The sequence below is a fragment of the Arthrobacter sp. SAFR-044 genome (assembly GCF_051965175.1).
Taxonomy (GTDB): Bacteria; Actinomycetota; Actinomycetes; order Actinomycetales; family Micrococcaceae; genus Arthrobacter.
In genome coordinates this window covers 82147-103541 of sequence record NZ_JBQCMK010000003.1, presented here as the reverse complement: position 1 = coordinate 103541, position 21395 = coordinate 82147, and the positions used below count along the sequence as shown (strand labels likewise).

The window sequence follows — 21395 nt, the reverse complement described above, 5'->3', positions numbered from 1 at the left end:
AGGTCATCCATGAAGTACCTGGTCCATATGGACGTCAACCTGCCCGCCGGCATGCCTGCCGAAGAAGCCGCCGCAATCAAGGCCACGGAGAAGGCCTACTCCCAGGAACTGCAGCGCTCCGGCAAATGGCCCGAGATCTGGCGCGTGGTGGGCGAATACGCCAACTACTCCATCTTCGACGTCGAATCGAACGACGAACTGCACGGCATCCTGCAGGGCCTTCCCCTGTTCCCGTACATGGACATCACGGTGGTTCCGCTGGCCAAGCACCCGTCGGACGTCAAGTAACTACCGGTTAGTGCTGCGGCGTTGCCGGGTCAGTCCTTGGCCCGGAACGCCGCCGCGAGTTCGCTGCGTGACCGGATTCCCATCTTCCGGTACAGCCGCGTCAAGTGGTACTGCACCGTCTTTTCGGCCAGGAACAGGGCCCGGGCAGCTTCCTTGTTGGTTGCGCCCGCAGCTACCAGCTCGGCCACGGCCTGTTCCTGGGCGGTGAGCTGTTGATGGTGGCTGCCCACCGAAGAAAGCACCGGGTCCGCCGGGTCCGGCAGGTTCCCCACGTCCAGGCCGGTGGCCTTCAGCTCACGGTCGCACCGTTCCACGTACGTTGCCGCGCCGAGGGTGTCATACAGGTCCCGGGCAGCACGTAGCACCGAAGACGCCAGGCGGCGCTTTCCGGCCCGGCGCATGCTTTGCCCGAACGCGAAACTGATCCGCGCCCGCAGGTAGGGGCGGTTGAGCCCGCGGAGGTGCCCGAGCGCCGCCTCGAAGTACTCCCTCGCCGTGTCCGGGTCCCCCTGTGCGGCCAGCAGCCGGCCCCTGGCCCACGCCACGCGGGCCAGGTCGGAGGGGACTTCCCGCTCGCGGTGCACTCCTTCGAATGCGGTGAGGAACGTCTCTGCGGCGTCGAGCTTGTCAGTCATGACCAGCGCATTGACGTAGGTGTCCTGCCACGGCCAGAAGGACACCCGCTGATCGGTCCAGGGGTCCAGTTCGGCCAGCGGCTGCAGGGCGGCCAGGGCACTTTCGTAGTCGGCCCGTGCCTCGTGGAAGCGGGCGCGCGCCAGGCTGGCCGGGACCTGCATGGCCCGGTAGGTTCCCGGCTGCACCGCGGCCTGTGACACGTAGTAGCGTGCCCGGTCCCAGTCACCCCGCATGGACCACAGCTCGGCCGCCGTCCAGTACAGCAGCGGCCGGATCAGCGGCATCCGCGAGGTCTCCAGCCGCACGCTTGCCCGGGAGATGGTGGCGGCGGCCGCATCCCAGTTGCCCAGCACAAGGTGGGTGCGGGCCAGCCAGGCCTCGGCCCACAGGGAGATCCGCAGCGATCCCCCGCGGTATTCGGTGGGGGCGGCCGACTCAAAATTCACCAGCGCGGACTCGGCGTTGTCCAGGCGCAGGGCCAGCCAGCCGGCACCCATCTGCACCCGCTGCTTCTGCGCATTCTCGGCCGCCTGGGCAGAGGCCCGCTGGTAGGAAGCCTCGGCGTCCGCAATCCGGCCCTGGGCGTAAAGGCCCAGTCCGTAGATGGCCTCCGACTCGATGTGCGCCGGAGTTCCGGGCTCGGTCAGAGCCATGGCGCGTTCAGCCCAGCCGGTAATCATCGGACCGTCCCAGGAGGCCACCCCGTGGAGGACGAACCGCTGGGCCACCTGCGCTGCCGCGGCGGGTTCATGCTGCGGATTGCTGGTGCGCCAGGCCATCTCCAGTTGGCTTTGGGCGCTGTCATTCTGGCCGGACACCGTGGACAGGTACCCCAGCACCGAGGAGCGCAGGGGCGACGGCGGCAGGGCATCCACTGCCCCGGCCCAGGCCTGCGCCTGCGCCACGTTGCCGGAGCCCACCAGGGCATCGACGGCTTTCAGGAGCCGGAGGTTCCGGGCGCGGATATCGGGGGACAGCCGCGAGGCGGAGAACAGCGCGGTGGAGGCATCCTGCCACGCCCCGACCGTGGCCTGCCGCCGTGCGAATTCCTCCAGTTCGGCGGCCAGGGGTTCGTCGGCTGCCGGGGTGGCGGCAACGCGGTGGCCCAGCTGTTCGCCCTCGGACTGGACAACCTCGGCGGCCTTCCAGTGCAGGGCAATGCGCCGGCTGGGGACAATCTGTTCGTAGACCGCTTCCGCGGTGCCCGGTTCGAGGAAGGCGACGGCGGAGCGGGACTGGTCCACGGACAGTCCAAGCAGCCCCACGCGGTGCCCCTCATCGAGGGCCGGCATGACGGATTCCAGGCCGCCCACCCTGGCCACCTCAGCCAGCCCCGCGCCGGGGCCGAGCACCGCTGCGGCTTCCGCGGCGGCCACCAGGGCGGGGGACGCGGCAGCCAGGACACTGCGGACCCTGGCACGCACCCGGGAAGTAGGCGGCAGGGAAGGGAACCACGACTGCCAGGTCTCCGGGGGCAGTTCACGGAGCAGCTCCACGATGGACTGGGCTATCCCGCCGGTGTGCGTCACCAGGCCGTGGGCCGCCGTCGCACTGAGGTCCAGGCCGAACAGGCTCCGGGCCACGTCCTGGACCTGCTGCGGCGAGAGGGGCTCCAGCGGAATGCGGACCACCTGGTGGCCGGTGAGGAAGTCGAGCACGCCGGCGGGGACACGGGGCGCGTCTACAGGATTGAGGGTCAGCAGGAACAGGACCCGCTTGTCGTGCAGCCTGCGCATGACGAAGGTGAGGATGCGCAGGCTCTCCTCGTCGAGCTTGTGGACGTCGTCGACGGCGACCACCACGCTGCCGTGCGTCTGCAGGCCTTCGAGATGGGTGCTGAGGGTGGAGGCGTAGTTGACCACCTGGTCGGGGGTCAGGGAAGCGACGGGCCCCGGCGCGGGGGCCGGGCCGCCGTCGTAATCCTTTGCCGTCCGGAGCGGCAGGGTCCGCATCAGCTGGGAGTAGCCGGCCAGGGCGAACTGGGCCTCCCAGTCGTCCCCCATGGCGGACAGCACGCGGACGCCGCGGGCGGCCGTGCGGCAGTGGTCAAGGAAGAGTTCCAGGAGCGCGGTTTTGCCGGACCCGGACGGACCGGAGAGGACCACGGTTCCCACTTTGCCCTTGCGGACGGTGCGGAGAATTTCGAGCAGCTGCTCGAACGCCGCGGCCCGGCCCGCCAGCGGGAAGTCCTCCGCCATCTCGCCCTGGGTGGAGCCCGCTGTCATGGCCGCAATCCTACCGGAGCGGCCCGGGCGCCCCTGGTGCCGCGCGTCCAGCACCGGCCCCTACCCCAGGTCGCCGCCGGCCACCGGGAGGATGCTGCCGGTGAGGTAGGACGCCTCGTCCGAGGCAAGGAACACGATGGGCGCCGCCTGCTCGTCCAGGGTGCCGTAGCGCTTCATGAACGAGGACTCCACCGTCTGGTCAACGATGGTCTGGTACCAGTCCTTCTCAGTGGCGGATTCGGCGTCCGGCCCGCGCTTGACCTTACGCGGCGGGGCTTCCGTGCCGCCCGGGGCGGTGGCCACCACCCGGATGCCACGCCCGGCCACCTCCATGGCCAGCGACTGGGTCAGGGCGTTCACGCCACCTTTCGCCGCGGCATAGGGCACCCGGTGCATTCCGCGGGTGGCTACCGAGGAGACGTTCACGATCGTGCCGGAGCCCTGCTCGATCATGGCCGGCAGGACTGCCCGGCAGGTCCAGAGCGTGGGAAAGAGCGAGCGGCGGATTTCCTTCTCGATCTTGTCCTCGTCGTACTCCTCGTAGGGGCGGGCCCAGATGGTCCCGCCCACGTTGTTGACCAGGACGTCCACCCGCCCGTGGGCCGCGAGCGCGGCCTTGATGGCCTGGGTGGCACCGGCGAAGGTCTCCAGGTCTGCGGTGACAGCCGTGGCTGAGCCCCCCGAACCCGACGCCCTGGCGGCCTCGCCGATGCCGCGGGCAACATCGTGGACCAGGTCCGCGCGGTCCACCAGGACCACGGCGCCGCCCTCTGCGCCGATGCGTTCGGCCACCTTCTGGCCGATCCCCTGGGCGGCCCCGGTGACAACGGCGACCTTGCCGCCGAACCTGCCCGGGGTCACGTATTGCCCGGCGTACGGCGCAGCCATCAGCGGGCGGCCTTGGCGTCGATGGCCCCGGCCATGGTGTCCTTCGCGTCCTGGGCATGGGCGGTGATGACGGCGCGCAGGTGGTCCTTGTCGCCGCGTTCGAAGGCATTCACGATCTCAAGGTGGTCCTGGGTGACGCGTTCGAAGATCGGCGTGCCGGCCTCGAAGGCCGCGGCCATCTGGGCGTGGACGTCCAGGCGCCGGTAGGACTCCAGGAGCATCGGGTTGTCGCAGACCATGAAGAGGTACTCGTGGAATTCCTCGTTGGTGCGCGCGAACTCCTCGGGGTCGGTGATGTTCCCGCCCTGCACCGAGCCGGTGGTGGCTTCCGCGAGCCGGCGGAACTGGCGCAGCTGCTGTTCACTGAGCCTTCCCAGCAGCAGTTCGCTGACCGCAAGCTCTAGGCCCATGCGGGCGTCCAGCTGGGCGAAGCTGTCCTCCTTGCGGAAGTCCAGCCGGCCGGTCTCCAGCGAGGACACGGCCTCGCCGCGGCTCATGGTGTCGCCTTCGGCCTGGATCTTCCCGGCCGGTGCGGGGGCGCCGGTTTCGGCGTCGCCCCCGGTGGTCTCCTTCGGCGCGAAACGTTCGAAGTAGAAGTTGGCGGGCTTGATGCCTTCGATGTCCAGCCACTTGGAGACGGCGTTGACCATGGGCGGCGGGCCGCAGAGGTAGATGTCCACGTCGCCGTCGTTGAGGTGCTTCGGTTCGATGATCTGGGTGACGTAGCCGGTGTGCGGGGCGGAGGTGCCGGGCTCGGAGGCGATGTAGTCCCAGGTGAAGCCGGGCAGCTTCGCCTCGTAGGCGCGGAGCCAGTCCAGGCCCACGATGTCCGCCTCGCGGGTGAGCCCGTAGATGAGGTGGACCGGGGTGGACGGCGGGTTCTCGGAAAGCTTCTCCAGGATGGACAGCAGCGGGGCCAGGCCGGTGCCGCCGGCCAGGAGCAGCAGGGGCCGCTTCGGCTCGCGCAGGAAGAAGGATCCGTAGGGGCCGGTGAATTCGATGGCGTCGCCTACCGCGGCGCGGTCGCGCAGGTACTCGGACATGGCGCCCTGCGGGGTCACGCGGACCATGAAGGACGCGTCCTGGACCTCGGGGCCGCTGCTGAAGGAGTAGGAGCGCTCGGCGTCGGTGCCGGGAACCTTGAGGTTGACGTACTGCCCGGGGAGGAAGGCGAGCGCGTCGCGGTTGTCCACCTCAAGGGTGAAAGAGACCGTGGTGTCCGTGTGCCGGTTGAGCTCCTTGATGGTGGAGCTGAAGGTGGCGGCCGCCGTCTTGGCCGACTCGGACGTGGCCGGGATCTGGATGGCCAGGTCGGACTCCGGGACGGCCTGGCACGTCAGCATGTAGCCCTTTTCGAGTTCCTCCTCCGTCATGGCGTCGTCGATGAAGTCGCCCGGGTCGAAGGAGCCGGAATCGCAGAACGCCTTGCAGGTGCCGCAGGCGCCGTCGCGGCAGTCCGACGGAATGTTGATGCGCGCCTTGTAGGCCGCGTCCATGACGGTCTCATAGTCGCCGACCTTGATGACTTTCGTAACGCCGTCTTCGAAGCTGAGGGCTACTTTGTGGCCCATGGGGTCCTCCTGACTGGGCGGGCGCGTCGTCGCGTCCGGGAAAAGTTGGGGCGTGCCCGTCGGGCACAGGGGTGGGAGCTGCCGTGCGGCGCCCGTTCGTCCCGGGCGCCGGCTGCGGGCAGGTCAGATCATGTAGACGTCCACCACGTGGTGGATGTAGTCGTTCTTCAGGACCACTTTCTTCTTCAGGATCACCGGCTGCGGGCCGGAGAGGTCCAGGGTGTAGTAGCTGGTGCCGAAGTAGGTGTCCGTCGTGTTGTAGCGGAAGTAGAGGGTGAACCAGTTGAAGCGCACCTCCACCGTGCCGCCGTCGTTCGACAACACCTCGATGTCCGTGATGTTGTGGCCCGTGCGCGGCTCCGGGAGGGAAGTGGCCGATGACCTGTCGGTCTTGATCCGGAACACCCGGTCCTCGATGCCGCCGCGGTTGTCGTAGTAGATCAGGGAGATCTCGTTCTGGGGGTCCTGCGTCAGCTGGTCGTCCACGTCCCAGGCCGGCATCCAGAATTCGGAGTCCGGGTGGTAGCACTCCAGCCATTCATCGAACTGGCGGTCATCCAGCAGGCGGGCTTCCCGGTAGAGGAACGCCCGGACGGTTTCGAGGTTTGCGATCTCCTCCGCGGTCTTCAGGGCCGGGGCGGTGTGGGTCAGGTTGGTCATGGGTTCTGCGCTCTCTGTGGTTGCGGCGGGCTCTCTCAGGCAGTGACGGGAACGGATTCCAGGGCGGAACGCTCCTCTTCCTCCGCCAGGGCCCGGTCCATGACTTCCTTCCAGTACCCGTGCTGGATGGGGTAGAGCCCTTCGTCTTCGGTGCGCACGCCGGAGGCGATCACCCGGGTCATGCCCAGGGCCTGCGCCTGCTCATCCGGTCCGGTGATCTCGTGGGTGGAGCCGCGGGTCATGTCGTTCCACGGTGCGCTGGTGGCCCAGTAGGTCTTGTTGCAGGAGCGGAATTCCTCCAAGTCGTCCGGGGTGGCCATGCCCGTGGCGTTGAAGAAGTCCTCGTACTGGCGGATGCGCTTTGAACGGTTCTCCTGGGACTCGCCCTTGGGGGCGATGCAGTAGATGGTCACCTCGGTCTGGTCCGCGGAGATCGGCCGGAAGTGGCGGATCTGCGAGGAGAACTGGTCCATGATGTAGACGTTCGGGTACAGGCACAGGTTGCGGGAGATGTTGATCATGAAGTTCGCCATCTCCTCGCCGTACTTGGCCACAAGCTCGTCGCGGCGGTCCCAGAGCGGACGGTCCTGGGGGTTGGTCCATTCCTGCCACAGCAGCAGGTGTCCGTGGTCATAGGAGTAGAAACCTCCCTTGACCTTGCCCCACTTGCCGGCGTCCATGGCCTTGGTCTTATTGGCGGAGTCGCCGGCGCTGCGGCGCGCGGTGGTGGCGGCATAGTTCCAGTGCACGGCCGTGACGTGGTAGCCGTCCGCGCCGTTCTCGGCCTGGACCTTCCAGTTGCCGTCGTAGGTGTAGGTGGACGAACCCCGCAGCACTTCCAGGCCTTCGGGCGACTGGTCGACAATCGAGTCGATGACCTTGGTGGCATCGCCCAGGTGCTCCTCGAGCGGGAGCACGTCGGCCTTCAGCGAGCCGAACAGGAAGCCGCGGTAGGACTCGAAGCGGGCCACCGTGGTGAGGTCGTGCGAGCCTTCCTTGTTGAAGGTCTCGGGGTAGCCGGCGTTCCGGGAGTCCTTGACCTTCAGCAGCTCGCCGGAGTTCTTGAAGGTCCAGCCGTGGAAGGGGCAGGTGAAGGTGGTGCGGTTGTCCGTCTTACGCCGGCACAGCATGGCGCCGCGGTGCGAACAGGCGTTCACCAGGCAGTTCAGCTTCCCGTCCTTGTCCCGGGTGATCATCACGGGGGTGCGGCCGATGTAGGTGGTGAAGTAGTCGCCCACGTTGGGGATCTGCGACTCGTGGGCGAGGTACACCCAGTTGCCTTCGAAGATGTGCTTCATCTCGAGTTCGAAGATCTCCTGGTCGGTGAAGATCTCGCGCTTGGCCCGGATGACGCCGTTCTCTCGGTCGTCGATCACGGCGTCTGCAAGGACCTCGCGGGCATGGATCAGGTTCTCGGTCATGGCGTGCTCCTTCATTGGAGATTGCTGGACGGATGGGCGGAGGTCCACTCGGGAAAAGGCTTCGGCGGCGGACGTTGTCCAGCAATTCTTGCCGCTCGTGATTGGCCTCACATCAGGCAAATACCTAGGTTCCACCAAGGGTGCCTTTATGTACTGATAATGACTCAAAAGGCGCCTAGTTGATATTTGTAGCGTCCTTATCTCCGGCTTACGCTTGAGACCGAGATCACGCGGTGCGGCGCAGGGCAGGTGGAACGTCCGCCCCGCAGGCCGCGTGGGGAGCAGGAGCCCTTCCTGTCCCATTCAATGAAGAAGGTGGACATCGTCATGACCCAAACCCCAACGGACAGCCGCACTGAAAACGAAGGCACCGCCGTCGAAGCAGGCTCCAAGGCAACCGAGCGGTTCGCTGCGTCAGGCAAGCTCTCCCGCGTGGATGTATCCAAAGAACGGGTGAGCCTGCTGGCCGGCGCACTGATCAAGGCCGCCAACGACATCGTCGTCGAGCACCAGGTCACCTACGAGGAATACAACGCCCTGAAAGCGTGGCTGATCAAGGTGGGCACGGACGGTGAATGGCCGCTGTTCCTCGACGTCTGGCTTGAACACACCGTTGAGGACGTGAACTCCCAGGACCGTCCCGGCACCGTCGGCACCATCGAGGGCCCCTACTACGTTCCCGGCTCTCCGGAACTCCAGACGCCCGCCACCGTGGAAATGCGCGACGACGAAGAGGGCACCCCGCTGCGCTTCACCGGCCAGTTCACCGACACCGACGGCAACCCCATCCAGGGTGCCCAGGTGGAGATCTGGCACGCGGACGCCGCCGGCTTCTACTCCCAGTACGCCCCGGGCATGCCCGAGTGGCTGTTCCGGGCCACCGTCAAGGCCTCCGACGACGGCCGGTTCGAGATCAACACGATGCGTCCGGCGCCCTACCAGATCCCCACGGACGGCGCCTGCGGGCAGCTGATCAACGCCGCGGGCTGGCACGCCTGGCGTCCCGCGCACATCCACATCAAGGTATCCGCGCCGGGCTACGAGCCGGTCACGCAGCAGCTGTACTTCCCCGGCGACCCCCACAACGCGGACGACATCGCCTCGGCAGTGAAGCCTGAACTGATGCTGGACCCCCGCCCCCGTACCGACGGGAAGGGCGAGGAAGTAGTTTATGACTACGTCCTGGCAAAGCAGGGCCAGAAGAAGTAGCAGGCAAACTGGGAGTTACCCCCGCACGGAGGCGCTCCGGAGCTGATGCTTCGGAGCGCCTCCGGTTTTTCCGCGCCAGCCAGGAGTTCCGATGAGCCATCCCCGCCCCGACCCGGCCGCCACATCCGTCGGGTCGGCCCCGCCGGCGCCGGCGCCGGAACCCCTTCTGGAACGCCCGGGGGTCCGGCCCGCTGGTCCGCGCCGGATTCTTCGCGACCTGGGCCTGTCGTATGTCTCCAACGGGGCAATCGGGCTCATTTTCGCGGCGTCCGGACCCATCGCCGTCACCCTGGCCGTGGGGTCGGCCGGCGGCCTGACCCAGGGCCAGCTGTCGTCCTGGGTTTTTGGCATTCTCTTTTCCGGCGGGGCGGCCACGCTGCTGATGTCGCTCGTTTACCGGCAGCCCCTGGGCTTCGCCTGGTCCATCCCCGGCACGGTACTCCTGGGACCATCGCTGCAGCACCTGGCCTTCCCCGAAGTCGTCGGGGCCTTCTTCACCTCCGGCCTGCTGATCCTCGCCCTGGGCGCCACCGGGGTGGTGCGCAAAGCGATGGCGCTGGTGCCCATGCCGCTCGTGATGGCCATGGTGGCCGCGGTGTTCCTGAAATTCGGCACCGACATCGTTGCCTCAACGCAGGACAACCCGGCCGTGGCGGCTCCGATGGTGGTTGCGTTCCTGGTCCTCACCGCGGTCCCCAAGCTTGGCCGGTACCTACCGCCGGTCCTGGGCACCCTGGTGGCAGGCGGCATCGCAGTGGCGGCCAGCGGCCAGTTCCACCTGCCACCTGGCGGACCGCTCCTGGCCACCCCGGTCTTCACCGCCCCTGATTTCACGTGGGCCGCCCAGCTCGAACTGGTGGTTCCGCTGGCCCTCACCGTCCTGTTCGTCCAAAACGGCCAGGGCATCGCCGTCCTCCGCGCCGCCGGCCATCAGCCGCCGGTGAATGCCTTCGCTATTGCCTCCGGAGCGTTCTCGGTGCTGAACGCCGGGTTCGGGGCCGTTTCGGCATGCGTTACCGGCCCCACCAACGCGCTGTTGACCTCGTCCGGGAAGAGGGAGCGCCAATATACGGCCGCCGTGGCGTACGGCCTGCTGGCCCTGGTGTTCGCGGCGTTTGCCCCCACCCTGACCCGGCTGATGCTGGCCGCGCCCAAAGAGTTCGTTCTGGCGCTGGGTGGCATCGCGATGCTGCGGGCACTTCAGCAGGCCTTCGTGACCGCCTTCGCCACCAGCTTCACCCTGGGTTCGCTGGTGACGTTCGTGGTGACCATCTCGGGCATGAACCTCTTCAACATCCATGCAGCCTTCTGGGGCCTGGTGATTGGCTACGGGGTGTCCCGCCTGCTGGAGCGTGAGGACCACGCCCAATCCTGACAGCTGCACTTCCCGGCGGGTTCTTCTGCGTCAGCGCATGTCCGGTTCCAGCGCCCAGGCAAGCCGGTGCAGGAAAGTCGCGGTCCTGCTCCTGAACGCCAGCCATGCAGGCCGCTCCCACCAGGGCTTCGCGCTGATCTGCGGGGCGTGGGGCTGTGCGCTTTCACCCGTGCGGATGGCGCCCGCAAATAAGAGGGCAATGAGGCTTGCGCTTTCCATCGTTCTCCAAGCTCTACTGATCAATCCGGTGTACCACCACCGTGCCCTTCCAAATAAGGCTTCAAACACCATCTGGAGGTCCATCCCGTTGCGGGGAGAGCGTGCCGGTGCTGCGTTAGGCACGTGCAGTATTAGGCAATAGTCTGGCCAGATGGGGACCAGTGCCGTGAACTCCGGCGAACAGATGGACAGGCAGACGCGCATCCTCGATGCGGCGATGGATTTGCTGTCCCGCCACGGCATCTCGGGCGTGAGCATGCGCGCCGTGGCACGCGAAGCGGGCGTGGCGCTTGGCCTGGTGAACTACTACTACGACGACAAGACGACCCTGATCAGGGCGGCCCTGCGCCGGGTGGATGAGCACGACGTTGCGCTCGTGGCCCCCGACCCATCGCTGGCCCCCGACGAACAGTTGCGCGCGGCCCTGCGCCGCGTAGCGGGGGCGGACCTGTTGACCACGCGCTACCTTTCCCTCCGCCTGCACCTGTGGGCCCTCGCCCAAGCGGACGAGGACTACGCGCAGATCAACGCCGCCGCCTTCGACCGGTACATCGACGGGCTCGCAACACTGGTGTCCAACGCCAACCCCGGGCTTTCCTGGGAGGCCTGCAGGGAGCGGGGGGCGGAGATCGTGGTGATCCAGAACGGCGTGTGGCTGACGGCCCTTCTGGGGGTGGACAAGGCCTCCATCGAGCGAAGCATCGCCCGTACGGAGCAGATTGCGTTCGCGCCGGCCCCGGACTAAAGCGGCCGGAACCCGGAAGCCCACCTGATCGAGGGGGCTTTGGAAGGCAACAGTAGCGCCATAAACAGCATTGAACAAGCGTTCAAGAAAAGTATTGAACACTCGTTCAACGTGCATTACTGTCCTTCCTATGACTTACGCCACAGCAACGCAGGACGTCAGCGCATCCCCTGAAACCACCACAGCGTCCTCCCTGTTCATCAACGGGCGATGGGAGGCCGCGGCATCCGGCGCGGTGCGGGAGATCCGCAACCCGGCCGACGGCGAACTGGTCGCCACCGTCTCGGAGGCCGGCCGGGACGACGCTGAACGTGCCATCACCGCCGCCCGTGCCGCCTTCGACTCCGGGGCCTGGTCCAGCGTCCCGGCACCCGAGCGTGGCACCTTCCTCCTGAAGGTCGCCGCCGGCCTCCGCGAACGCCGCGAAGAGTTTGCCCGCGCGGAATCGCTCGATACCGGCAAGCGGATGGTCGAGAGCCGCATCGACATGGACGACATCGCCGCCTGCTTCGAGTACTTCGGCAGGCTCGCCGGGCAGCAGGCGGGCCGGGTGGTGGACGCCGGGGACGCCGCCGTCGTGAGCAGGATCGCCTACGAACCCGTTGGCGTCTGCGGGCTCATCACGCCGTGGAACTACCCGCTCCTGCAGGCGGCGTGGAAGATCGCCCCCGCGCTGGCCGCCGGCTGCACCTTCGTCCTCAAGCCCTCCGAACTGACGCCCTCCACCAGCATCCTGGCCATGCAGCTGCTGCAGGACCTCGGCCTGCCCGACGGCGTCGCCAACCTCGTCACCGGTGCCGGCGCACAGGCGGGCGCCCCGCTCTCGGAACACCCCGACGTCGACCTTGTCTCCTTCACCGGCGGCCTGGAAACCGGCAAGCGCATCGCCGCCTCCGCCGCCGGCACCGTCAAGAAGGTGGCGCTCGAACTCGGCGGCAAGAACCCCAACGTTGTCTTCGCCGACGCGGACTTCGATGCCGCCGTCGACAACGCCCTGAACGGCGCCTTCGTCCACTCCGGGCAGGTCTGCTCCGCCGGCGCCCGGCTGCTGGTGGAGGAATCCATCGCCGAACGCTTCGTGGACGAACTGGTCCGCCGGGCAGAGGGCATCCGCCTGGGCGGCCCCTTCGACGACGCCGCAGAAACCGGCCCCCTGATCTCCGCCGCCCACCGGGACAAGGTCCACGCCTACGTCCAGCGCGGCCTCCAGGAAGGCGCGCGGCTCCGCACCGGCGGCGCCGCACCGCAGGGCGAAAAGTACGACGCCGGCTTCTACTATCAGCCGACCATCCTGGACCGCGTCTCCCGCGGCATGTCCGTGGTCACCGACGAGGCGTTCGGCCCGGTGGTGACGGTGGAAACCTTCCGCACCGAGGACGAGGCCGTGGCCACGGCGAACGACACCATCTACGGCCTGGCCGGCGCGGTGTGGACCCAGGACGCCGGCAAGGCGCAGCGCGTGGCGTCCCGCCTGCGGCACGGCACCATCTGGATCAACGACTACCACCCCTACCTCCCCCAGGCCGAGTGGGGCGGCTTCGGCCAGTCCGGCGTCGGCCGCGAGCTGGGCCCCACCGGCCTGGCCGAATACCAGGAAGCCAAGCACATCTACCAGAACACCAGCCCGCAGGTCACCGGCTGGTTTGCTGACCACGGCAAGGAGAACTAGATGCACTACGACAACATCGAGGACGCGACAGAACGCGGGTTCGACTACGTCGTCATCGGCGGCGGTTCCGCGGGCGCGGCCGTGGCAGCACGGCTGAGCGAGGATGCGGAGGTGACCGTGGCCCTCATCGAGGCGGGCCCGGACGACCGCAATATCCCCGAGATCCTGCAGCTGGACCGCTGGATGGAACTGCTGGAATCCGGTTACGACTGGGACTACCCCATCGAGCCGCAGGAGAATGGCAACTCCTTCATGCGCCACGCCCGCGCCAAGGTGATGGGCGGCTGCTCCAGCCACAACTCCTGCATCGCCTTCTGGGCCCCGCGCGAGGACCTGGACGAATGGGAGTCCAAGTACGGCGCCACCGGCTGGAACGCCGATGCCGCCTGGCCGCTGTACAAGCGGCTGGAAACCAACCAGGACGCCGGGCCCGACGCACCGCACCACGGGGACTCCGGCCCCGTGCACCTGATGAACGTGCCCCCGGCGGATCCTGCCGGCGTCGCCCTCCTGGACGCCTGTGAACAGGCGGGCATCCCCCGCACGAAGTTCAACACCGGCACCACCGTGGTCAACGGCGCCAACTTCTTCCAGATCAACCGCCGCGCGGACGGTACCCGCTCCTCCAGCTCCGTGTCCTACATCCACCCCATCGTGGACCGCCCCAACTTCACCCTGCTGACCGGCCTGCGCGCCCGCCAGCTGGTGATCGACGCGGACAAGCGCTGCACCGGCGTGGACGTGGTGGACGGTGCGTTCGGCCGCACCCACCGGCTCACCGCGCACCGGGAAGTCATCGTGTCCACCGGTGCCATCGACTCCCCCAAGCTGCTCATGCTCTCCGGCATCGGCCCGGCGGCGCACCTGGCCCAGCACGGCATCGAGGTCCTGGTGGATTCCCCCGGCGTCGGCGAAAACCTGCAGGACCACCCCGAGGGCGTGGTGCAGTTCGAGGCCAAACAGCCCATGGTGCAGACCTCCACCCAGTGGTGGGAAATCGGCATCTTCACCCCCACCGAGGACGGCCTGGACCGCCCCGACCTGATGATGCACTACGGCTCCGTGCCGTTCGACATGAACACGCTGCGACACGGCTACCCCACCACAGAGAACGGCTTCAGCCTCACCCCCAACGTCACGCACGCCCGCTCCCGCGGGACGGTCCGGCTGCGCAGCCGCGACTTCCGCGACAAGCCCATGGTGGACCCGCGCTACTTCACGGACCCGGACGGCCACGACATGCGCGTCATGGTGGCCGGGATCCGCAAGGCCCGCGAGATCGCCGCCCAGCCCGCCATGGCGGAATGGACCGGCCGGGAGCTCTCGCCCGGAATCGGGGCGCAGACGGACGAGGAGCTGCAGGACTACATCCGCAAGACCCACAACACCGTCTATCACCCCGTGGGCACCGTCCGCATGGGCCCGGCCGACGACGGCATGTCGCCGCTGGATCCCCAGCTGCGGGTCAAGGGCGTCACCGGCCTCCGGGTCGCCGATGCGTCCGTCATGCCCGAGCACGTCACCGTCAACCCCAACATCACCGTCATGATGATCGGCGAGCGCTGTGCTGATTTGATCCGCGCCGACTATGCCGGCGCGGACGCCCTGGAAGAGAAGGAGCTCACCACGTCCCTCGCCTGAACGGCGGGTCACAAGGGGCCGCATTCCTCAACGATGACGGCCCCGCAGAACGTTATCTTGCCGCACCCCAGGGCGGCCGGTCACATCGTGCTTTTCTGATCTAGGAGTCCAATTTGGAACCCAGCAAGAGTATTGATTCAAGCGGCATGGACGAATTTGGCTACACCCAGACCCTCGACCGGAGCATCGGCAAGTTCGCCAGCTTCGCCGCGGGTGTCAGCTATATCTCCATCCTCACCGGTGTTTTCCAACTGTTCTACTTCGGCTTTTCCATGGCCGGACCGGCGTATGCCTGGTCCTGGCCCATCGTGTTCGTCGGCCAGCTGATGGTGGCCCTGTGTTTCGCCGAGCTGGCCGGCCGCTACCCTGTTGCGGGCTCGGTCTACAACTGGGCCAAGCGGCTGTCCTCCGGAACCTCGTCCTGGCTGGCCGGCTGGCTGCTGCTGTTGTCCTCCATCATGGCGCTGGGCTCGGTGGCACTGGCGCTGCAGATCACCCTCCCCCAACTCTGGGAGGGCTTCCAGTTCGTCGGGGACGGCACCGGGCCCTATGACTTCGCCATGAACGGCGTGGTGCTGGCCACCATCATGATCACCATCTCCACGCTCATCAACGCCTTCGGCGTGAAGCTGATGACCAGGATAAACAGCATCGGCGTCTTCGTGGAGCTGGTCGCCGCCGTCCTGCTGATCCTGGCACTGGGCTGGCACGTGGTGCGGGGGCCGGAGGTCTTCTTTGATACGGCCGGTTTCGGGGAAGGCAAGGACCTGGGCTTCTTCGGCGTCTTCCTCATCGGCGCCATGGCCTCCGGCTATGTCATGTACGGCTTCGACACCGCCAGCTCGCTGGGCGAGGAAACCAAGGACCCCAAGAAGACCGCTCCCAAGGCCATCCTGCGCGCCGTTACGGCGTCCTTCCTGCTGGGCGGCGGAATCCTGCTGTTCGGCATCCTGGCCGCACCGGACCTCAGTGACCCGCAGATCGGCTCCCCCGACGGCGGTCTGCAGCACATCGTCCTTTCCGTCCTGGGCGGCCCGTTCGGCAAGGCCTTCCTGGCCTGCATCGTGGCGGCTGTGGTGGTCTGCACCCTGGCCGTCCACGCCGCCGCCATCCGCATGATGTTCGCCATGGCCCGCGACAACAACCTGCCCTTCAGCCGGCAGCTCAGCAAGGTGGATCCGGTCCGCAGGACGCCCACAGTCGCGGCCATCGTCATCGGCGTCATCGCCGTCATCCCGCTGCTGGTCAACGTGATGCAGCCGGCCATCTTCACCATCCTGTCCAGCATCAGCATCGTGCTGATCTACCTGTCCTACCTCCTGGTCACGGTCCCCCTGCTGCGCAAGCGGCTCGCCAGGAAGTGGCCCATCCTGGATGACGGTTCCGAGCCCGGGTTCTGCATGGGCAAGTGGGGGCTTCCCGTAAACATCCTCGCCGTCCTGTGGGGTGCGGCGATGACGGTGAACCTGGTCTGGCCCCGCCCGGAGATCTACAACTCGGTGCCGCCGTTCGAGTGGTACCTGCAGTGGGGCGGGGTGTTCTTCGTGGCCGCCGTGGTGATTGGCGGGGCCATGCTCTACCGCCTGAAGATCCGCCATCAGACCGGGGTGCTGGCCGAACACGCCGCCGCAGTCGCCGCCCATCCGTCGTCCAACGACCCCCGGTTCGACGCCACCGAGGACGCGGTGCCAGCCAACGCAGTCCTGGCAACCGAGGGCTAGCAACACCACAGCAGAACGGGCCGACGTCGGCACCCACCCGGGTGCCGACGTCGGCCCTTCCTGCGTCCCCGGACGCTGCCATGTTGAGCGCCGGCGTCACACAACGGAACGGCCATCGGATCCGGACCGGCAACGCCCTACCCTTGACAGGTGACTTTGACTAAGATCCGTACCGCCGCCGCGGGCTCACTCGCCGCCGCCGGTCTCCTGCTTACCCTTGCCGGCTGTTCCACGCCGGCGGCCAACCAGCCCAGCTCCTCTGCGCCTGCCTCTTCAGCAGCGGCTTCCTCCAGCGCCAGCGCCGCCTCAACCTCTGCCGGTCCCTGCGCCGGCGTGAAGGTCATCGTCGATTCCGGCGCCCTGAAGCAGTCCGCCGCCGACACCTCCACCTGCGTGTCCGTGGACGGACCCACCGTGGCCGCCAAGGTCCTCGAACAGGCCAAGATCAAGACCGAGGGCACCGCCAAGTACCCCACAAGCTTCGCGTGCCGCGTCAACGGCGTGCCCGCCGCGGACTTCGACATCAAGCACAAGGGTGGCACCACCCGTGAAGCGTGCGATGACAAAAACACTGTCTCGTATTGGGCGCTCTGGGTGAAGCCCGCCGCCGGCACGTGGGCTTACGCGCAGGAAGGCCTGGACAGCCTGAAGCTCAACCCCGGCGAGAGCCTTGAACTGCTCTACACGGTGGACAACGAACCGGCAGCCCCCGCGGCATGACCTTCCGGCCCGCGCCGTTGCGCGCAGCGGCGGTTCTCGCTGCTGTGTTCATCGCGGCGCGGGTCGCCTACCGGGTCCTTTTCAACGGGACGGCCACCGGTTCCCCGGTCCTGCTGGACCTGCCCGCGCTGCGGCTTCCCGCCCCGTACGCCCATGTGGTGTTCCTGGGCCCCATCACGGCCCCGGGGCTCTGGGCGGCAGTGCTGTCCGCGCTCCCGATCGCCGCAACGATCCTCGGCTTCGGCCTGCTCAATGCCTGGGTGGATGTATCCCGCGGCTTCGTCCGGCTGGCCCGGGGCGGCCCCCTGCAAGGCGTGGCCCGGATGCTGGTGGTGGCCTGGGCCGCGCTCCCCGCGCTGGCGGAGGCCGTGGCCTCGGTGCGCCTGGCGTTCCGGCTGCGGGGCGAACGCTTCGGCCCGCGCGCCCTGGTCCCCGTGCTCGAACGGACCCTGGAGCACGCCGCCCGCATTGCCGCGGCCCTGGAGCTGCGCGGCTTCGGCAGCCGGGCATTTCGCCAAGGACGTCACGACGGCGGCGCGCCGCTTCTGGTGCGCGACGCACATTTCCGCATCGCTGACACGCGCATCCGGGTTGACTCGTTTGCACCGCCGGCCGGGTCCGTCGCGGTGATCACCGGGCCCACAGGCTCCGGCAAGTCCACCATCCTGCGCGGCCTCGCGGGCCTCCTTTCCCATGTGGACGGCGGCGGGCTGACCGGCACCGTACAGATAGCCGGGACGGACCGCGCCGACGCTCCCCCGCGCGATACCGCGGGGTTGGTGGGCGCCGTCCTGCAGAATCCGCGCGCAGCCTTTGCGACCACCCGGGTCCGGGACGACATCGCCCTGGCGCTCGAGCTCCGCGGCGTGCCGTCCTCCGCCGCGAAGGCCCGGGTGCTGGAGGTGGCCGATCGCATCGGGGTCTCCGCGCTGCTGGACCGGGACGTCAGCACCCTCTCGGCAGGCGAGGCAACGCTCGTGGCCATCGCCGCCGCCGTCGTGGACCAGCCCCGGCTGCTGCTGGTGGACGAACCCCTGGCCGACCTGGACGCCACGGCACGCAGCCGCGTCATCACCGTGCTCAGCACCCTGGCCCGCGAACACGGCGTGTGCATCATCGTGGCCGAACACCGGGCCGCGGCGCTGGCTCCGGTGGCTGATTCCTGGTGGACCATCGAGGGCGGCGCGCTGGTACCGGGCACCGCTCCCTCCCCCTCCGCTCCGGCCACCACCGCTCCCGCCGGCTCCTGGGCGGCGGCCGCTCCCGACCACGCCCGCACCCCTGTCCTGACGGCGACCCACCTCGAGGTACACCGGAAAGGCGCGACGCTGGTCCGCGACGCCTCGCTCGCCCTGCACCGCGGCGAGATCGTGGCGCTGGTTGGGCCCAACGGGGCCGGGAAGTCGTCCCTCCTGGTGGCGCTGGCCCTCGGCGAAGGTACAGGGACAACGTCCGACGGCGGCAGGGTCGCCCTGGTGCCGGACGCCTCGGACGACCTGTTCACGAGGGATACGGTCGCGGGCGAACTGAGGTCGGCGGAGCGGCGGCTGGCGCGCCGGAAGAACGGCACGGCGGTTGCTGCTGGTACCGCCGCGGCCCGCCTTGCCCGGCTGCGGGGAGGCGTCCATATGCCGATCGGCAACCAGCATCCGCGGGACCTCTCCGCCGGCGAGCGCAGGATCCTGGCCATCGCCCTGCAGACCATGGATGACCCGGATGTACTGCTCATCGACGAGCCCACGCGCGGACTCGATCCGGCCGCACGGACTGCAGTGGCGGCGGCTCTGCAGACCGCGGCAGAGGACGGCGCGGCGGTCCTGATCGCCACGCACGACCTCGACTTCGCCCACGGCCTGGGAGCCCGAATCCTGCCCATGCGGAACGGCGTGGCACCATCCGTGGAACCTGTCCCTGTCCCGGAACCGTATGTCCCTGCACCGCGCGTCCAAACATCCGTGCCCGCTCGTGCCGAAGCGCAGGCGGGGGCGTCCACCGCTGAACCGGCAGACGTACAGGGCGCCAGGAGGCCCCACCGGGTCCGGTTGCCGCGGAGCGCCGAGCTTGCTGTCCTCGCCCTCGCCAACCTGGCTGCCCTGGCGGCGTTCTGCTGGCCGCTGCTGGCCGCGGCACTCCCCCAGGACGCTGCCGCCGCCACCCCCTACATTGCCCTGGCCATCGCACCCGTGGCAGCGGTCGCCGTCCTGCTTTCCCTGGACGGGTCCGTCCGCTCGGCGCACACCGCGGCGCTGCTGGGTGTGCTGGCTGCCGTCGGTTCCGCCGTGCGGGTGGCGAGCACCGGCGTCGGCGGCGTGGAAGCAGTGTTCATCCTGCTGATCCTGGCGGGCCGCGCGTTCGGTGCCCGGTTCGGCCTGCTGCTCGGTGCCGCAACCATCGCCGTCTCCAGCGCGCTCTGGGGCGGGATCGGGCCGTGGACCCCGTTCCAGATCTTTGCCTGCGCGTGGGTGGGCGCGGGCGCTGGCCTCCTCCCCCGCCGGGTGCGCGGCAAAGCCGAACTGTGGATGCTGGCGGCCTACGGGGTGGTGGCGTCCTACGTGTTCGGGCTGCTGCTGAACCTGTGGTTCTGGCCCTTCGCGGTGGGCGCCGGCACCGGCATCTCCTACGTTGCGGGCGCACCGCTGGGCACCAACCTCAGCAGCTTCCTGCTGTACTCGCTGCTGACGTCGACGGCGGGCTGGGACACCCTGCGCGCGGTCACCACGGTGATCGGCATCGCCGTGGTAGGCCGCGCAGTGCTCGCCTCCCTGCGGCGGGTGAAGCCGGTGTCGGATGGGATGGCAGGATCCCGTGGACATACTGTGCACGCGCCGGCACCGTCGGACGCTGCAACGAACCAGCAACAGCTGACCCCTTAGCGTTTGTTGAGCGACTGAAACACCAAATGAGTCAGTAGCCGGCCGATTTCCCCCTGCCGAAAATAGGGGAGTTTTGCTACCGAATTCGTTCTTTCCCCGGATTAGCTTGTACGTAGTCGTCTTCCGCGGCTGCGGGCCGAGCGTTAGGACCAATTCCAATGAAGCTCAGAAAACTTCCAGTCCTGCCAACCTTCCCCACTGTAATATCTGTTTCCTTGTTCGCGTTGTTGCTGGCTGGATGTAGCGCCCCCGCTGCCTCTCCGCCTCAGAATAATTCGCCCACAAGTTCCGGGACCGTGACGCAACAACCGACATCAACCAGCCCCGTTCCCAGTTCCCCGCCGACGACAGCGGTGCCAACTTCATCCAGGCAGGCCGCGCCGATGTCCTGGCCCGAAGTCGTGGCCGACGTGCGCACCGGGGTGGGACAACTGAGCGTCACAGGCTGCTCCGTCAATTCCACGGGCACCGGATTTTTGGTCGCTCCCGATCTTGTGGTGACAGCGGCCCACGTCGTTGCCGATGCTGCAGCTATCAGCGTCGACTTCGACGGCACGTCAGTGGGTGGTGTGATCTTGGGATTCAACGAGCTTGCAGACCTGGCACTGGTTCGCTTGGAAACCGAAGCGGCGGGCCATCAGTTCCAGTTTCAACTTTCCGAACCGCCAATTGGAACTGAAGTCGCAGCCCTCGGCTTTCCTCGGGGAGAGTCGCTGACCCTTACCCGCGGAGTCGTCAGCGGGCTGGACCGTGATGTGAACTTTGGAACCGGCGTGATCGGCAACATGCTGCAGACTGACACCGCCATCAACCCAGGGAACAGCGGCGGCCCCCTGCTCGACGTGAAAGGCAAAGTCGCAGGAGTCGTCAGTGCAACCAGGAAGGACTCGGAAGGAATGGCCTATGCAGTCACCGCGCCGAGAGTCGCCGAAGCGGTATCAGAATGGCAGCAACGGGCAGTACCGATGGCCCCCGTTGATTGCGGCAGGGCCCCCGCGCCGAATTCCGGCATATTCCCCATGAAAGTCAGTTCGAATCATGATCAGGCCAACAACATTGGCCAAGCCTTGTTACTGCACGGCCAAGGCATCAACCGCGGCGCATACGCTGCGGCATTCAAGCAGTTCACGCCCGAACTGGGGGCAAGTTTCGGTGGCGAGGCGAAGTGGAGTGAAGGACTCGGCTCGTCTTACTGGACGGATCTCGACGTCGTCAGCGTGACAGGGGCAGGAGATGCCCTGCAAGCAAACGTTCGCCTGCAAACACGGCAGGACGCCGGCCATGGAGTCGATGGACAAACCTGTTCCAATTGGCGAATCTCGTACACCATGAAGTGGGACGGCAGCGGCTGGCGCATAGCCGGGACTTCCTTGCCTCAAGGCAAACCGCAACCCTGCAACTAGAACCGCCGCCACGAGAGTCATTGGGACGCCGACAGCGAGGAAGACGAAGAGCCGTCATAGGTTGCGGCGACAAAGAGGATCAAACCGATGAACCAGCCAGAGCAGGCCCTTCAACGTGAAGAACCGGCGCC

16 protein-coding genes are annotated in these 21395 nt (G+C 67.6%); 10 read left to right on the top strand and 6 right to left on the bottom strand.

Annotated elements, in window-relative coordinates; genetic code table 11:
• Window positions 1-9: 9 nt before the first annotated feature.
• Entirely contained in the window at window positions 10-288 is a 279-nt protein-coding gene (gene catC, locus ACTHQS_RS05545) for a muconolactone Delta-isomerase (RefSeq protein WP_275180556.1), read from the top strand.
• A 29-nt stretch (window positions 289-317) separates the two neighbouring features.
• On the opposite strand, the gene ACTHQS_RS05540 is transcribed toward catC, so the two are convergent.
• The 5 genes from ACTHQS_RS05540 to benA form a co-directional block, all read right to left on the bottom strand.
• Window positions 318-3149 (bottom strand): AAA family ATPase, encoded by a 2832-nt coding sequence (locus ACTHQS_RS05540; protein ID WP_440166818.1) that lies wholly within the window; start codon window positions 3147-3149, stop codon window positions 318-320.
• Window positions 3150-3209: 60 nt separating this feature from the next.
• Complete coding sequence (locus ACTHQS_RS05535) at window positions 3210-4037, bottom strand: 1,6-dihydroxycyclohexa-2,4-diene-1-carboxylate dehydrogenase (RefSeq protein ID WP_440166816.1); 828 nt, start codon at window positions 4035-4037, stop codon at window positions 3210-3212.
• Window positions 4037-5608: a benzoate 1,2-dioxygenase electron transfer component BenC gene (gene benC, locus ACTHQS_RS05530; RefSeq protein WP_440166814.1), complete on the bottom strand. Its 1572-nt coding sequence runs from the start codon at window positions 5606-5608 to the stop codon at window positions 4037-4039. Before benC ends, ACTHQS_RS05535 begins: the two co-directional genes overlap by 1 nt.
• 123 nt (window positions 5609-5731) lie before the next feature.
• Window positions 5732-6268, bottom strand: coding sequence for a benzoate 1,2-dioxygenase small subunit (benB, locus tag ACTHQS_RS05525; RefSeq protein ID WP_440166812.1), 537 nt, complete (start codon window positions 6266-6268; stop codon window positions 5732-5734).
• A 35-nt stretch (window positions 6269-6303) separates the two neighbouring features.
• Window positions 6304-7689 (bottom strand): benzoate 1,2-dioxygenase large subunit, encoded by a 1386-nt coding sequence (benA, locus tag ACTHQS_RS05520; protein ID WP_440166810.1) that lies wholly within the window; start codon window positions 7687-7689, stop codon window positions 6304-6306.
• A gap of 327 nt (window positions 7690-8016) precedes the next feature.
• Between benA and catA the strand changes: the two genes are divergently transcribed.
• Both catA and ACTHQS_RS05510 read left to right on the top strand, forming a co-directional pair.
• A complete protein-coding gene (gene catA, locus ACTHQS_RS05515; RefSeq protein ID WP_224023546.1) occupies window positions 8017-8898 on the top strand; it encodes a catechol 1,2-dioxygenase in 882 nt (293 codons plus the stop codon).
• Window positions 8899-8989: 91 nt separating this feature from the next.
• Window positions 8990-10273, top strand: a complete 1284-nt coding sequence (locus ACTHQS_RS05510) for a benzoate/H(+) symporter BenE family transporter (RefSeq protein ID WP_440166808.1) — start codon at window positions 8990-8992, stop codon at window positions 10271-10273.
• Between the two features lie 30 nt (window positions 10274-10303).
• Here ACTHQS_RS05510 and ACTHQS_RS05505 read toward each other — a convergent pair whose 3' ends face one another.
• Entirely contained in the window at window positions 10304-10492 is a 189-nt protein-coding gene (locus tag ACTHQS_RS05505; RefSeq protein WP_440166806.1) for a hypothetical protein, read from the bottom strand.
• Window positions 10493-10643: 151 nt separating this feature from the next.
• Here ACTHQS_RS05505 and ACTHQS_RS05500 point away from each other — a divergent pair, with 151 nt between their 5' ends.
• The 7 genes from ACTHQS_RS05500 to ACTHQS_RS05470 all read left to right on the top strand — a co-directional run bounded on the left by ACTHQS_RS05500 (window position 10644) and on the right by ACTHQS_RS05470 (window position 21264).
• Window positions 10644-11237: a TetR/AcrR family transcriptional regulator gene (locus ACTHQS_RS05500; RefSeq protein ID WP_440166804.1), complete on the top strand. Its 594-nt coding sequence runs from the start codon at window positions 10644-10646 to the stop codon at window positions 11235-11237.
• A 130-nt stretch (window positions 11238-11367) separates the two neighbouring features.
• A complete protein-coding gene (locus ACTHQS_RS05495) occupies window positions 11368-12906 on the top strand; it encodes an aldehyde dehydrogenase family protein (protein ID WP_440166802.1) in 1539 nt (512 codons plus the stop codon).
• Complete coding sequence (locus tag ACTHQS_RS05490; RefSeq protein WP_440166800.1) at window positions 12907-14547, top strand: GMC family oxidoreductase; 1641 nt, start codon at window positions 12907-12909, stop codon at window positions 14545-14547.
• Window positions 14548-14693: 146 nt separating this feature from the next.
• Window positions 14694-16268, top strand: a complete 1575-nt coding sequence (locus ACTHQS_RS05485) for an APC family permease (RefSeq protein ID WP_440167411.1) — start codon at window positions 14694-14696, stop codon at window positions 16266-16268.
• A gap of 150 nt (window positions 16269-16418) precedes the next feature.
• Window positions 16419-16988, top strand: a complete 570-nt coding sequence (locus ACTHQS_RS05480) for a hypothetical protein (protein ID WP_440166798.1) — start codon at window positions 16419-16421, stop codon at window positions 16986-16988.
• Window positions 16985-19861, top strand: coding sequence for an ATP-binding cassette domain-containing protein (locus ACTHQS_RS05475; protein ID WP_440166797.1), 2877 nt, complete (start codon window positions 16985-16987; stop codon window positions 19859-19861). The genes ACTHQS_RS05480 and ACTHQS_RS05475 overlap by 4 nt, the downstream gene beginning before the upstream one ends.
• 383 nt (window positions 19862-20244) lie before the next feature.
• On the top strand, window positions 20245-21264 hold the full coding sequence (locus ACTHQS_RS05470; protein WP_440166795.1) for a S1C family serine protease: 1020 nt from the start codon (window positions 20245-20247) through the stop codon (window positions 21262-21264).
• The last annotated feature ends 131 nt before the right edge of the window (window positions 21265-21395 follow it).